Genomic DNA, 13784 nt, shown 5'->3' with positions numbered 1-13784 from the left:
TTAAAAAGAGGATAAAATGCCTAAAATGAAAACAAAATCGAGTGCTAAGAAACGTTTCAAACTAACTGGCACTGGTAAGATTAAAAGAAAGCATGCTTTTAAGAGTCATATATTGACAAAAAAATCTAAAAAGCGTAAGCTAAAATTGACTCATGATGGTTTGGTACACAAAGCAGATGAGAACAATATTAAAACGATGTTACGTTTAAAGTAAAAACGTTTTAGTCGGTTAACAAATTATAAACCCTGGAGTTAGGCAAAACAATTTAGCAAGTGTCAATTTAGACCGCCTACTACAAAAAAACAATTAAAAAAATGCCAAGATCAGTAAATTCAGTAGCAAAAAGAGCCAGAAGAAAAAAGGTTCTTAAGCAAGCAAAAGGTTACTTCGGAAGACGTAAAAACGTTTGGACAGTAGCAAAAAATGCGGTTGACAAAGCGATGCAATATTCGTACAGAGACCGTCGTGTAAAAAAGAGAACATTCCGTTCGTTATGGATTATGCGTATTAACGCAGGTGCAAGACAGCATGGAATGAGCTATTCAAAATTTATGGGAGGTGTAAAAGCTAATAATATCGAATTAAACCGTAAGGTTCTTGCCGATTTAGCAATGAATCATCCAGAAGCTTTTGAAGCAGTAGTAAACAAAGTAAAATAAGGCTTTTAGCCAAATTAATAACAACATTTCGCTTATAAAATCCGGTTCATTAATTTGAATCGGATTTTTTATTTAAAAAACTCTAAACAAACAATACTGTATATGAAAGATGTAAAAATGGTTGTCACTGATATGGATGGTACGTTATTAAATTCTAATCACGAGGTTAGTCACCGTTTTTTTGAAGTCTTCAAAATACTAAAACAACAACATATTATGTTTGTTGCCGCAAGTGGTAGACCCTATTATAGCATTGTAGAAAAACTTCAACCTATAAAAGAGGATATCACTATTGTAGCTAAAAATGGAGGCCTCATTATTCAAAATGAAAGAATTTTACTTGCTAATAGTATTCCAACTGAGAAATTATCAGAATTATACCATCTAGTTTCAAATCTTAAAGACACCTACCCTATTTTCTGTACCAAACAGAAAGCCTTTATTTTAAGAACTAAAGATGATTTAATCCATACCTTTTCAGAATATTATTCTAATTATACCATCATTGATACTTTTGAAGACATCAAAGACGCTGTTATAAAAATAGCATTATATCATACTACAAATTCTGAAGCGCATATCTATCCATTCGTTAAACATTTAAAGCCCGAATTCAACGTCGTAGTTTCAGGAAATCACTGGGTAGATATTTCGGATGCCATCACCAATAAAGGACATGCAGTGACTTTTCTGCAAAAAATTCATCATATAAAACCATCAGAAACCATGGCTTTTGGAGATTACAATAATGATTTGGAACTATTGAAATGTGCCAAATATAGCTATGCCATGTCTAATGCACATCCTAATGTAAAGGCTGTTGCGAATTTTGAAACGACCAGCAATGATGAGTTTGGAGTAGAACTTATTTTAGAATCCTTAGTTTCCGAAAGCTGTAAGGACTAATTGTCTTCCTGAAGCATTATTTCTATGTTCACAAAGATAGATACCTTGCCAAATTCCCAGATTTAGTTGTCCGTTTGTAATTGGGATTTGAACCGAAGCTCCCATTAAAGATGCTTTTAAATGGGCTGGCATATCATCGGAACCTTCTAAAGTATGTTTGTAATACGCCTGATTTTCAGGAACCATTTTGTTGATATGGCTTTCAAAATCTAATCTCACAGTAGGATCTGCATTTTCGTTTATAGTAAGACTTGCAGAGGTATGTTTTATAAATACTTGTAATTGACCAATAGTAATATTCCTAATTTCTGGAATAGCATTCAACACCTCAGAAGTAACTAAATGAAAACCTCTCGGAAACGACCTAAGTCTTATTTCTTTTTGAAAACATTGCATTCAATATTACTTTAGGAATTTCAAACTAAATCTTTAATATCATGTCTTCTGTTTCTTCTTTTTAGCCGCAGGAAACAACACATTATTCAAAATTAAACGATAACCAGGTGATGTTGGATGTAAGTCTAATTCAGTTTTTGGATCTCCTACTCTGTGTGTGTAATCCTCAGGATCGTGACCTCCGTAAAATGTAAAAAAGCCTTTTCCTTTGATACCATGAATATATTTTGCTTCGCCATTGGTTCTATTTTCACCCATTACCAACACATTAGATTTTATAAGGTCTCTGGTGAACGAGGTAGTTTGTCCCATAAACCCTTTAACTAAAGCGGTATGGCTTTGTGTAAGCATAGAAGGAATTGGATCCCACTTCGCAGAATATTCCATCAAAGAAAAATAATCCGTTGTTTTAGGAATTTTTCGCTTCTGAGTCATATCAATTGACGAAAATTCATAAACATTTGGGCTACGTTCTAATATATAATCTTTAAAAGCAAAGGTCTTGGTATAGTCTATTTTATTCTGATAACTTGGATCACTGCCATCACCATCAAACATCGGTTCACAAATATCTATGCCTTCAGCTGAAAGTGCAATATCAAAACTATCTGTTGCAGAACACATGGCAAACATAAAGCCTCCACCAACAACATAATCTCTGATTTTAAGAGCCACAGCTAACTTGGCGTCAGAAACTTTACTGTAACCCAATCGCTCTGCTAGAGCTTCTGCATTTTTCTTTTCTTCAATATACCAGGCTGCAGAACGATAGGCTCTGTAAAATTTACCATATTGTCCTGTAAAATCTTCATGATGTAAGTGCAACCAATCGTAGAGTAACAATTCATCTTTTAAAACTTCTTCATCGTAAATGGTTTCATATGGAATTTCAGCATAGGTCAACACCATAGTTACCGCATCATCCCAAGGTTGCTTTCCATAAGGAGTATAGACCGCAATTTTTGGTGCTTTTTCTAAAACAACGGCTTCTTGATTTACAGCCGGACTTGCAATTTCTTCCAAAATTTGAGCAGCTTTCGCATCAGAAATCACTTCAAACGAAACCCCTCTTATTTGACATTCGCGCTGAAGAATTTCAGCATCTGGCAATAAAAAAGAGCCTCCTCTATAATTAAGAAGCCATTTTACCTTAAGCTCGCGCTCTAAAGACCAATAGGTAACTCCATAAGCTTTAAGGTGATTCTCTTGTGTTTCAGCATCCATCGGAATTAGAATATACGACGCATGAACTTTGATACTCAAAAAGAGCATAAAAAGGATAATTAATAAATTTTTCAATTTCATAATATTAGAACGAAATATAACTAAATTTTAGTCTTCCATCTCTTTATTTATAATTCTTTTAAGACGGAAACCAAAGTTAAAAAACATTTGCAAGTACTCAGATAAAAATAGCTTCTAAGAACTTCGATATGACTTCTCTTTCATACTTCTACCTACAAAAGTCAAATACCCAAAAATTGAATAAGGTTTAATTGACACCAAGATAGCTCTGGCCTTAGAATTAAACAAACGACAAATCGTTAAAGAGAAAATTTAATAAGCGCGTTATAATACTGTTGACACTCCTTTAATAAAGCGTTTAAGTGCTTCGGAAATGGTTCATCTTTAACCTTGTGTTTCATAAAACCATTTGACTTATGCACATTAGCGTACCAATATTTTGCCCAAACACCGTCTTCTGGTCGCTGATGTTGTGGCCACGACAGCATTTTATCATCAAAAGAAATATCTGCAAAGTCACATAATTTCTGGAGGGTTGCTTTTGGATTTATCAATACCTTCTTAGAATCTAAAACAGCAAAAGGGATATTATTGGCTTTAAAATAATTCAGCAATTCTACATGAAGCGCATAACCTACGTCATCAATAGTCGGGTTACGAATCACCTTATCAAAAGAAGGCAACATATCTTTTGGGTCTCTTGTTAGAATAATATTAATGGTTTTCTTCATGAAATCACGATTTAAACCTAACAAATGATGCGTCATGTGCTTAAAAAATAACACTGGTTTTTCACCATTTTTAAGCATCATATCCACTACTTTGTCACCATCATTCTCCATAGACTTTAAAATAGCATTAGTACCTGGATGATATTTGTGCGCTTCAGGATGGTGTTTTAAATAGTAAGCATATAAAGGTTCGTCAAAAACTTTAGTATCTCCGCGTTGTGCAAAGGAGTACATTAATGCCGTTGAGATATTTCGTGGTCCGGACCATAGGCAAATACGTTTTATACTATCCATTATTTACGGTGTCTTCAATTAAGGCTTCGTATAATTTATCGAGCTTTCTTGTGGTTGATCCGTAATTACCCTCACCTATTTGTCGTCCATCGATTTTAGTCACTGGTGTTAAGCCACCAAAAGTTCCTGTTACGAAGGCTTCATCAGCACTATAAACATCAAAAAGGGAGAAGTCTTTTTCAAAACAGGGTATATTATTGTTTTTACAAACTTCAATTACTTTGGCTCTTGTAATGCCATTCATACAATATTTACTCGTAGAAGTCCAAACTTCATTATGCTTTACGATGAAAAAATTAGTCGCATTACAGGTGGACACAAAACCATGAATATCGAGCATCAAAGCTTCATCTGCACCAGCTTGTATGGCTTGGATGAGCGCTTGCACTTCGTGAAGTTTACTATGACAGTTTAATCTTGGATCTAAATAATCTGGAGAACCTCGTCTAATGGTACTCGTAAAAAGTGTAATGCCTTTTTCTTTTGAATCTTTAGACGCTGTTTTATATTCTGGAATAATGACCACATTAGGTCCAGAAATCGTCAGTCTCGGATCTTGCGAAGGTGTTTTTTTGATGCCACGAGTTACCATGATTCTTACATGAACTCCGTCTGTCATCTTATTTGCTTTGAGCGTATTCCAAACTTTAGCAGTTAACTCGTCTTTAGTAAACGGTAAATGCATACCAACGGATGCTGCTGCACTCCATAAACGTTCAAAATGATGCTCTAAAAAAACCAGTACACCATGATGCAATCGTAAAGCTTCCCAAATACCATCACCAACTAAATAACCACTATCGAAAACAGAAATTTTAGCGTCGTTTCGTGGAAATAATTGATCATTGATTGAAATAAGAATATCATTATTTCTAGAATCTTCTAAAGCATTGTGTGTACCATGAACCATAACTATAATTTTAGAGTAGAAAGATACTTAAAATTATAATTTTTAGGATTTAATAGTGAGATTTACTCTAAAGTCGTTTCATTCCCAGAAAGAAGACTTGCTATGACTTTGGTACCTTCAAACTGGTCTAAAATAATTTTGATAAACACGGTAATCGGTATTGCCATAATTAAACCTGGAATTCCCCAAAGAAATCCCCAAAACATCAACATGACTAATACGGCAATGACATTTATAGAAAAAGATTTTCCCATAAAAATAGGTTCTAAAACAGCTCCAAACGTCACTTGTACTAAACTAATGGCTAATATGAAAAAGAATAATGTACTTGTTGGATCTAATTCTACAAAGGCAAAAATAGATAATAAAATCACAGATATAAATGAACCTACCATCTGCACAAAATTAATAGCAAAGGCAAATAATCCCCAGAAAATAGGAAAACTAACATCAAAAAATACGCACATGAGTCCAGTGAATAATCCTGTTAAGGCACTGACTAAAAACTTCACTTTTATGAATTTAATTAAATCATTTTCAATTTTCATGAAGGTTTTAATCGACGTATGTTTTCGCTTTAATAAGGTATTATTTAATAATTTATGAACGTTAATGGATTCTGCTAACCACAGAACTACAAAGAATACGGTCATTAACAAACCAGTTAAAAATGAGTTTAAAAACCCAAGGGTAGAACCCAAATTTTCTTTCTGAAAAAATTGACCAAGAAAACTATGCTCTTGTTCAAATTCAATACCAAAATTATCAAACAAGTAGAGTTTTAGATCTGCTAATTTCAATTCGGCTTTTGATAAAAACTCTGTATTATTTGCCAAAATTTGTCGGCTTGAGAGTTGTATCAATTCAACACCTAATTTTAAGCCGATACCAACAATTAACAAAACAATGATGATACTTAGTACTTTTGGTATATTTCTGCGTCCTAACCATCGCATTATAGGAAGAAATAATAATGCAATAAACATTGAAAAAATCAACGGAATAAATATAAAAGACAAAATCTTTAATAAATAGAACAATAAAGGAACTACTATGATTATCAACAAAACATTTGTTGTACGTCTTTGGTCTAACATGAGGCAATCTTCTTTTTAAATAGCGACGGTAAAGATAGGTTAAAAAACAATGTTGAAATCCTTAAAAACCTGTTAAAAAGGAACACCATCATCCTCTGGTCCACCAAAGGCATCTGATGCAGAAGGGAATTTATCTGGTGTAAATGTATTATCATTTGCCGCAGCATTCATTTTAGAATGAAATTCGCCAAAAGGAGTATCAAAATCATCTAAATTATCGAACTTACCTAAGTGACCGATAAACTTTAATCGGATGTTTTCTAAACCACCATTTCTGTGTTTTGCCACAATAAATTCACCTTGACCTTCGGTTGGCGAGCGTTCTTCATCATCCCATTCGTCAATCTTATAATATTCTGGTCGGTAAATAAAAGATACAATATCGGCATCTTGCTCAATCGCTCCAGATTCTCGTAAATCTGATAATAAAGGACGTTTACTTCCACCACGTGTTTCCACAGCTCTCGATAATTGTGATAACGCAATAACCGGAATACTTAATTCTTTCGCTAATGCTTTTAGGTTACGAGAAATCATAGAAATTTCTTGTTCACGATTACCGCCTTTCTGGCTTCCACCTGCAGTCATTAATTGCAAATAATCAATCATAATCATTTTTATCCCAAACTGCGATGCCAAACGACGTGCTTTTGCTCTTAAATCGAAAATGGATAGCGATGGAGTATCATCTATAAATAACGGTGCTTTTTCTAAGGTTTTTACTTTAACGTTGAGTTGTTCCCATTCGTGCTTTTCAAGTTTTCCTGTTCTTAATTTTTCTGAAGACAAGCCTGTTTCACTCGAAATTAAACGGGTTATTAATTGTACTGAGGACATTTCCAAAGAAAAGAAAGCGACAGGAATATTACTGTTTACGGCAATATTTCTTGCCATAGTAAGCGTTAATGCCGTTTTACCCATACCAGGACGCGCAGCAACAATAATTAAATCACTTGGTTGCCAACCCGATGTAAGTTTATCGAGCTTATCAAAACCTGAAGGCACACCACTCATACCCTCTTTATTAGACATCTCCTCAATTTTCTTTTTAGCCTGAATGACTAAACTCTGAGCCGATTCTGTTGATTTTTTAACGTTACCTTGAGTAACTTCATACAATTTAGCTTCAGCAGTATCTAAAAGATCGAAAACATCTCTGGTTTCGTCATAAGCTTCTTCAATAATTTCGTTGGAAATTTTAATTAAACTGCGTTGAATGTACTTTTGAAGAATAATCCTAGCATGAAATTCAATGTGCGCAGAAGAAGAGACACGTTGTGTTAACGAAATAAGATAAAAATCGCCTCCAACGGCATCTAACTTTTCATCTTTCTTTAACTGACTTGAAACGGTTAATAAGTCAATAGGCTCACTGTTTTCAAATAATTTGAAAATAGCTTCGAAGATGTGTTTATGAGCTTCTTTATAAAATGAATCTGGACTTAAGATATCGATAACCTCATCAACACCCTTTTTATCAATCATCATTGCACCAAGAACAACCTCTTCTAAATCAGGTGCTTGCGGTGGAATTTTTCCTTTCTCTAAGCTGATTATAGTGCTTTTATCGACCTTGTAGCCTTGTACTGGATTGGGTTGTTTCATAAGTAACAAAAATAGCTAAATAGTGTTGATGAACTTGTTTTGATTGATTTTCAATCTTAACATGTCGTCAACAATTCAACTGTTAATAACTTTGATTTATTGTTAATAGCGACAAAAAAAACCGAAGCCATAGCTTCAGTTTTTTTTAGTACCCTATGTTTATTGGATTTAATCTTTATAGACTCCCATGGCATCGTATTTTTCCATACGTTGTTTCACAAGATCCTTTGGTGATAAGTTTTTAAGCTCTTCATAAGACTTTAAAATAGCATCTTTTACAGCAGAAAATGCTTTAGCTCTATCTGTATGTGCTCCGCCTAGTGGTTCTTTTATAATTTGATCGACAAGTTTCATACGTTTCATGTCTTTTGCCGTTAATTTCAAAGCTTCAGCTGCTTGCTCTTTATATTCCCAGCTTCTCCATAAAATTGAGGAACAAGATTCAGGTGAGATTACAGAATACCATGTGTTTTCTAACATCATCACGCGATCTCCTACTCCAATACCCAAAGCTCCACCAGATGCACCTTCACCAATAATGATGGTGATAATTGGAACTTTAAGACGTGCCATTTCTAAAATATTTCTGGCAATAGCTTCTCCTTGTCCTCGCTCTTCAGCTTCTAAACCTGGATAAGCGCCTGGTGTATCAATTAATGTGACAACAGGAATACCAAATTTTTCAGCAGATTTCATTAAGCGTAATGCTTTACGGTAACCTTCTGGATTAGACATTCCGAAATTACGGTATTGTCTGGTTTTGGTATTAAATCCTTTTTGTTGCCCTATAAACATATACGTTTGGTCTCCGATTTTACCAAGACCGCCAATCATGGCTTTGTCGTCTTTTACATTTCTATCTCCATGTAATTCTAAAAACGTCTCACCGCAAAGTGCTTTGATATGATCTAAAGTATAAGGTCTATTTGGGTGACGCGATAGTTGCACACGTTGCCAAGCCGTAAGATTTTTATAAATATCTTTTTTAGTTTCCGCTAACTTTTTTTCAATTTGCTTACAGGTTTCTGTGACGTCTACATCACTTTCTTTTCCTATAATCTGACATTTATCTAGCTGGTCTTCTAATTCTTTTATGGGTAATTCAAACTCTAAGTATTCCATACAATTTGAAGTTTGTTTTTAATTGTGTTAGTTGAGACAAACCTACGTATTCTATTTTACTTTTTAGAAAGAATATTTAAAAAGTAGGTTCTCTTTGTCTTATTTATCAAAAATAGACATAATCAAATAAAATATAAAAACTTTAATCGGTTATTGCACCTGTTTTGTTTTTTCGTCCTTTATAATTTTTGAAAACAGCATCACATAAAACGGTGACTAAAACGAGAATAGCACCTATGTAAAATTGTGGTGACATTTGTTCTGTTTCAGGAAACAAAAATAAGGCAATAGCAATGCCATAAAGTGGTTCTAAATTATAACTTAAGATGACTGTAAATGGACTTATATAACGCATTACGTCTACAGAACCAATAAAAGCATAAGCTGTACAAACCGAAGCTAGGATAAACAAATACAGCCAATCTTCATTAGATAAGGTAAAAAACTCTGCATTAAATGTTTTACCTGATAAGAGTATAAATGCGGTTAAAAAAATTACTCCACTAATAAACTCATAGAACGAAATCACTGTAGCGCTGTGTTTTTCAATAAAACGACCATTAATTACGGCGAAAAGTGTTGAAAATAAAGCCGAAAACAAACCTAGAATTATACCATTGATGTAGCCCATTTCACTACTTGTTATAAGAAAAACTCCCAATATCACCACGAGACCAAAAACAATTTCATAACCTAGAATACGACGTTTGAAAAAGATAGGTTCTATGAAAGAAGCAAAAAAAGCACCTGAGGAAAACATGGCCAAAGCTATAGAAACATTGGCTTGATTAATGGCTTCGAAAAACGTAATCCAATGCAAGGCAATAATAACACCTGCTACTGAAAATTGTAAAAACGTTTGTTTTGAAATCTTAATATTTAACTTAATAATTTTTATGTAGATGAACATTAAAATTCCGGCAATTGCCATGCGATACCAAACTAAATCTAAAGCATCTATGGTGATTTTTTTTCCTAAAATAGCTGTAAAACCAGCTATTATAACCAGAAAATGTAAATGTAGATAGTGCTTAAATTTAACGTTTGGCATTTTGCAGTAAGTATATGGCTAAAATACCAAATATTACATTAGGAAACCATACTGCTACTACAGCCGAAAAATCAGATTGTTCTGCCATAACACCAAAAACTTTATCAAAAAACACATAAATCATAGCAATGGCAATACCAACGGCAAGATTAGCTCCCATACCACCTCTTCTCTTTACAGACGATACAGCAACGGCAATAATTGTAAGAATAAAAATAGAGACAGGTAAACTCCATTTTCTTAATTTAACCACTTCGTAACGTCCAATATTGGGTGAACCTCGTCTTTTTTCGGCAGCAATAAAACGCAATAATTCGCCATAAGATTTTGTTTCTGCTGCGTACTGTACAGGTGTTAAATCTTCAAGCTCAAAGGGTAAGTCTAATAATTTTCGATTTTCTTTTTCAATGGTTTCAATACCATTTTCAAACGAACGTTTCATATAATTGGTCAGTCTGTAAGCACTGTCTGCTTCAATATAGCTGATTCTATCTGCAAACATTTTATATTTTAGTTCATTGCCTTCAAAATGCTCGTACGTAAAGTTTTGTCCTGAGTTATTTCTAGGAATAAAATTACTTACATAAATATAGTCGTTATCATTAATTTGTTGATACACGTCCTTGGTTTGCTGCACGCTTTTGTGCTTACTTAAATATTTAAATTTAAATTCATTAAACCCTTGACTTGCTACTGGAGCTAAATACATTCCTAAAAACATACCTAAACTGGCGACAATAGTTGCTCCTATTATATAAGGTCTTAAAAATCTTGAAAATGATACTCCCGAACTTAAAAAGGCTACAATTTCTGTATTATTAGCTAGCTTAGAGGTGAACCAAATTACAGACAAAAACAAAAACAACGGAAATAATAAATTTGCGAAGTAAACCGTAAAATTCATATAATAAATGACCACTTCTCCTAATGGAGCGTTATTTTCTATAATACGACCTACTTTTTCTGCTAAGTTCACTGTAATTCCAATAGGAATAAACAGTAATAACATCATTAAGAATGTAAATAAATAACGCTTTAATATGTACCAATCAAGGATTTTCAAAGTTGTTGTTTGTTGTTTGTTGTTTGTTGTTTGTTGTTTGTTGTTTGTTGTTTGTTGTTTGTTGTTTGTTGTTTGTTGTTTGTTGTTTGTTGTTTGTTGTTTGTTGTTTGTTGTTTGTTGTTTGTTGTTTAATAATTTCGTCGTTAAATCAAAATGACGTTAGTTTTTTTTAAAAAAATAGTGTTAAAAAAATATCCCTAAATTCACTTTTAAGGCACACTTCGCCATTTCAAATTTAAATTCTATAATCGATTATCCATTTGCTTTACCATTTTCTCTTTCCATGCTCTAAAATCACCAGCAATAATATGTTTTCTTGCTTCACGAGTTAACCATAAATAGAATCCTAAATTATGTATGGTTGCTATTTGCTTTCCTAAAAGTTCATTCACAGTAAATAAATGTCTTAAATACGCTTTACTATATTCCGTATCTACAAATGTAATTCCCATCTCATCCACAGGCGAAAAATCATTAGCCCATTTCAAATTCTTAATATTTATAGAACCATGAGCTGTAAACAACATGCCATTTCTGGCATTACGTGTTGGCATTACACAATCGAACATATCTACACCTAACGCAATATTTTCTAAAATATTGATTGGTGTACCCACTCCCATCAAGTAACGCGGTTTGTCTTCTGGTAAAATATTACACACCACTTCGGTCATGGCATACATTTCTTCTGCTGGTTCACCTACTGAGAGACCACCAATAGCATTTCCTTCAGCACCAGCATTGGCGATATATTCCGCAGACTGTTCCCTTAAATCTTTGTAACAACTGCCTTGAACAATCGGAAAAAATGTTTGTTCATAATCGTACTTAAATGGTGTTTTTTTGAGATGTGTTAAACAACGTTCTAACCAACGGTGCGTCATATGCATAGAACGCTTCGCATAATTATAATCGCAAGGATAAGGCGTACATTCATCAAACGCCATAATGATATCTGCGCCAATACTGCGTTGAACTTCCATCACATTTTCTGGAGTAAATACATGGTAACTCCCATCAATGTGTGATTTAAACTTTACACCTTCTTCTTTAATTTTTCTGTTTGCAGATAATGAATATACTTGATAACCACCAGAGTCAGTTAAAATATTGCGATCCCAATTCATAAATTTATGCAAACCACCAGCTTGTTCTAAGATCGTAGTTTGCGGTCTTAAATATAAATGATAGGTGTTTCCAAGAATGATATCTGGATTAATATCATTTTTCAACTCCCTTTGATGCACTCCTTTTACAGAAGCCACAGTACCAACTGGCATAAAAATAGGTGTTTCTATGGTACCATGATCTGTTGTTATCGTTCCTGCTCTCGCCTTGGTTTCTTTATCGTTTGCTACTCTTTTAAACTTCATGTGTTATACTTAATGTTTTTCAGCGTATACCATTGGTTTCACCGAATACAACTATCGTGTTGGCAATTAAAATTTCCTTTGGTTGCCCAAACTTTCAATATACTTGTATTATGAATTATAAGTCAGTCGGCAAATATAAATAACTCCTTAGTATTCCGTCTTAAATTAGAATTAAAATCCTGAATGATGTATTTCGCTTTTGGAATTTAGCGTTTGGCTTTTGGCTTTTGGGTTTTAGAATTTGGAATTTGGAATTCTAATACTATTGTTAGCAAATCGTGCAATTCGTTAATAAGTGCATCATGTCAACTTTTGAAAGACTTAAGTAAAAAGGTATTTTTGTAGCACAAATTATAAGCAACAAAACATGCCAAACATTAAAGAATTAACCGATTTAACTACACAAGTTCGTAGAGATATTTTACGAATGGTACACAAAGTAAACTCTGGTCATCCAGGTGGATCTCTAGGCTGTGCCGAATTTTTTGTTTCACTTTATCAAGAACTCTTAGAAACTAAGGCTGATTTTGATATGGATGGTATTGGAGAAGATTTATTTTTTCTTTCAAACGGACATATTTCACCTGTTTACTATAGTGTTTTAGCAAGATCTGGATACTTTCCTGTTGAAGAACTGAATACCTTCAGACTCATCAACTCGCGTTTACAAGGTCACCCAACCACACATGAAGGTCTTCCGGGAATCAGAATCGCATCTGGCTCATTAGGTCAAGGCATGTCTGTAGCGCTTGGAGCAGCACAGGCAAAAAAATTAAATAATGACAATCATTTAGTGTATAGTCTTCATGGAGATGGAGAATTACAAGAAGGTCAGAATTGGGAAGCTATAATGTATGCTGCTGGCAAGAAGGTGGATAATATTATTTGTACCATCGATTTAAACGAGCAACAAATTGATGGCGCTACCGATGATGTATTGCCAATGGGAAGCATAAAAGCAAAATTTGAAGCTTTTGGCTGGATCGTTTTAGACATTGAAGAAGGTAATAATTTAGAAGCTGTGCTTAAAGGTTTAAAAGAAGCAAAATCGTTAACTGGAAACGGGAAGCCTGTATGTGTTTTACTGCACACCGTAATGGGCAATGGCGTGGATTTTATGATGCACACACATGCTTGGCATGGAAAAGCACCTAATGATGAGCAATTGGCTATAGGTTTAGCTCAAAATCCTGAAACTTTGGGAGATTATTAAAATAGTTTAGAGTTTAGAGTTTAGAGTTTAGAGTTTAGAGTTTAGAGTTTAGAGTTTAGAGTTTAGAGTTTAGAGTTTAGAGTTTAGAGTTTAGAGTTTAGAGTTTAGAGTTTAGAGT

At 33.9% G+C, this 13784-nt stretch carries 14 protein-coding genes; 4 read left to right on the top strand and 10 right to left on the bottom strand.

Annotated elements, in window-relative coordinates; translation table 11 throughout:
• Window positions 1-16: 16 nt before the first annotated feature.
• The 3 genes from rpmI (at window position 17) to AB8B52_RS14350 (ending at window position 1566) form a co-directional block, all read left to right on the top strand.
• Complete coding sequence (gene rpmI / locus AB8B52_RS14360) at window positions 17-214, top strand: 50S ribosomal protein L35 (protein ID WP_020897364.1); 198 nt, start codon at window positions 17-19, stop codon at window positions 212-214.
• A gap of 101 nt (window positions 215-315) precedes the next feature.
• On the top strand, window positions 316-660 hold the full coding sequence (gene rplT, locus AB8B52_RS14355) for a 50S ribosomal protein L20 (RefSeq protein ID WP_406029324.1): 345 nt from the start codon (window positions 316-318) through the stop codon (window positions 658-660).
• 102 nt (window positions 661-762) lie between these two features.
• The gene (locus tag AB8B52_RS14350; RefSeq protein WP_406029322.1) at window positions 763-1566 is read left to right on the top strand and encodes an HAD family hydrolase; all 804 of its coding nucleotides are present in this window, start codon (window positions 763-765) and stop codon (window positions 1564-1566) included.
• Here AB8B52_RS14350 and AB8B52_RS14345 read toward each other — a convergent pair.
• The 10 genes from AB8B52_RS14345 to tgt all read right to left on the bottom strand — a co-directional run bounded on the left by AB8B52_RS14345 (window position 1540) and on the right by tgt (window position 12453).
• A complete protein-coding gene (locus AB8B52_RS14345) occupies window positions 1540-1962 on the bottom strand; it encodes a secondary thiamine-phosphate synthase enzyme YjbQ (protein WP_406029320.1) in 423 nt (140 codons plus the stop codon). The genes AB8B52_RS14350 and AB8B52_RS14345 overlap by 27 nt on opposite strands.
• Window positions 1963-2001: 39 nt before the next feature.
• Window positions 2002-3186 carry an asparagine synthetase B gene (locus AB8B52_RS14340; RefSeq protein WP_406029326.1) on the bottom strand — a complete coding sequence of 395 codons (1185 nt, stop codon included), beginning with the start codon at window positions 3184-3186 and terminating at the stop codon, window positions 2002-2004.
• Window positions 3187-3506: 320 nt separating this feature from the next.
• The gene (locus AB8B52_RS14335; protein ID WP_406029318.1) at window positions 3507-4232 is read right to left on the bottom strand and encodes a sulfotransferase family protein; all 726 of its coding nucleotides are present in this window, start codon (window positions 4230-4232) and stop codon (window positions 3507-3509) included.
• Window positions 4225-5142 (bottom strand): aminotransferase class IV, encoded by a 918-nt coding sequence (locus tag AB8B52_RS14330; protein WP_406029316.1) that lies wholly within the window; start codon window positions 5140-5142, stop codon window positions 4225-4227. Before AB8B52_RS14330 ends, AB8B52_RS14335 begins: the two co-directional genes overlap by 8 nt.
• Window positions 5143-5204: 62 nt before the next feature.
• Window positions 5205-6239: an AI-2E family transporter gene (locus AB8B52_RS14325; protein WP_406029314.1), complete on the bottom strand. Its 1035-nt coding sequence runs from the start codon at window positions 6237-6239 to the stop codon at window positions 5205-5207.
• Between the two features lie 72 nt (window positions 6240-6311).
• Window positions 6312-7844 carry a replicative DNA helicase gene (gene dnaB / locus AB8B52_RS14320; protein WP_406029312.1) on the bottom strand — a complete coding sequence of 511 codons (1533 nt, stop codon included), beginning with the start codon at window positions 7842-7844 and terminating at the stop codon, window positions 6312-6314.
• A gap of 168 nt (window positions 7845-8012) precedes the next feature.
• Window positions 8013-8966: an acetyl-CoA carboxylase carboxyltransferase subunit alpha gene (locus AB8B52_RS14315; RefSeq protein WP_406029310.1), complete on the bottom strand. Its 954-nt coding sequence runs from the start codon at window positions 8964-8966 to the stop codon at window positions 8013-8015.
• A gap of 142 nt (window positions 8967-9108) precedes the next feature.
• Window positions 9109-10017, bottom strand: a complete 909-nt coding sequence (locus tag AB8B52_RS14310) for a DMT family transporter (RefSeq protein ID WP_406029308.1) — start codon at window positions 10015-10017, stop codon at window positions 9109-9111.
• Window positions 10004-11080, bottom strand: coding sequence for an LptF/LptG family permease (locus tag AB8B52_RS14305; RefSeq protein ID WP_406029306.1), 1077 nt, complete (start codon window positions 11078-11080; stop codon window positions 10004-10006). The genes AB8B52_RS14310 and AB8B52_RS14305 overlap by 14 nt, the downstream gene beginning before the upstream one ends.
• A gap of 242 nt (window positions 11081-11322) precedes the next feature.
• A complete protein-coding gene (gene tgt, locus AB8B52_RS14300) occupies window positions 11323-12453 on the bottom strand; it encodes a tRNA guanosine(34) transglycosylase Tgt (protein ID WP_406029304.1) in 1131 nt (376 codons plus the stop codon).
• A 367-nt stretch (window positions 12454-12820) separates the two neighbouring features.
• Between tgt and AB8B52_RS14295 the strand changes: the two genes are divergently transcribed.
• Window positions 12821-13666, top strand: coding sequence for a transketolase (locus AB8B52_RS14295; protein ID WP_406029302.1), 846 nt, complete (start codon window positions 12821-12823; stop codon window positions 13664-13666).
• The last annotated feature ends 118 nt before the right edge of the window (window positions 13667-13784 follow it).

This window comes from Winogradskyella sp. (assembly GCF_045105575.1).
Classification (GTDB): Bacteria; Bacteroidota; Bacteroidia; order Flavobacteriales; family Flavobacteriaceae; genus Winogradskyella.
Note: the sequence above shows the minus strand (reverse complement) of the source record. Positions and strands in the feature narration are given on the sequence as shown.

Bases quoted from the DNA above. Each gene is read 5' to 3' on its own strand.
- rpmI (WP_020897364.1), top strand. From the start codon at position 17: ATGCCTAAAATGAAAACAAAATCGAGTGCTAAGAAACGTTTCAAACTA.
- rplT (WP_406029324.1), top strand. From the start codon at position 316: ATGCCAAGATCAGTAAATTCAGTAGCAAAAAGAGCCAGAAGAAAAAAG.
- AB8B52_RS14350 (WP_406029322.1), top strand. From the start codon at position 763: ATGAAAGATGTAAAAATGGTTGTCACTGATATGGATGGTACGTTATTA.
- AB8B52_RS14345 (WP_406029320.1), bottom strand. From the start codon at position 1,962: ATGCAATGTTTTCAAAAAGAAATAAGACTTAGGTCGTTTCCGAGAGGT.
- AB8B52_RS14340 (WP_406029326.1), bottom strand. From the start codon at position 3,186: ATGGATGCTGAAACACAAGAGAATCACCTTAAAGCTTATGGAGTTACC.
- AB8B52_RS14335 (WP_406029318.1), bottom strand. From the start codon at position 4,232: ATGGATAGTATAAAACGTATTTGCCTATGGTCCGGACCACGAAATATC.
- AB8B52_RS14330 (WP_406029316.1), bottom strand. From the start codon at position 5,142: ATGGTTCATGGTACACACAATGCTTTAGAAGATTCTAGAAATAATGAT.
- AB8B52_RS14325 (WP_406029314.1), bottom strand. From the start codon at position 6,239: ATGTTAGACCAAAGACGTACAACAAATGTTTTGTTGATAATCATAGTA.
- dnaB (WP_406029312.1), bottom strand. From the start codon at position 7,844: ATGAAACAACCCAATCCAGTACAAGGCTACAAGGTCGATAAAAGCACT.
- AB8B52_RS14315 (WP_406029310.1), bottom strand. From the start codon at position 8,966: ATGGAATACTTAGAGTTTGAATTACCCATAAAAGAATTAGAAGACCAG.
- AB8B52_RS14310 (WP_406029308.1), bottom strand. From the start codon at position 10,017: ATGCCAAACGTTAAATTTAAGCACTATCTACATTTACATTTTCTGGTT.
- tgt (WP_406029304.1), bottom strand. From the start codon at position 12,453: ATGAAGTTTAAAAGAGTAGCAAACGATAAAGAAACCAAGGCGAGAGCA.
- AB8B52_RS14295 (WP_406029302.1), top strand. From the start codon at position 12,821: ATGCCAAACATTAAAGAATTAACCGATTTAACTACACAAGTTCGTAGA.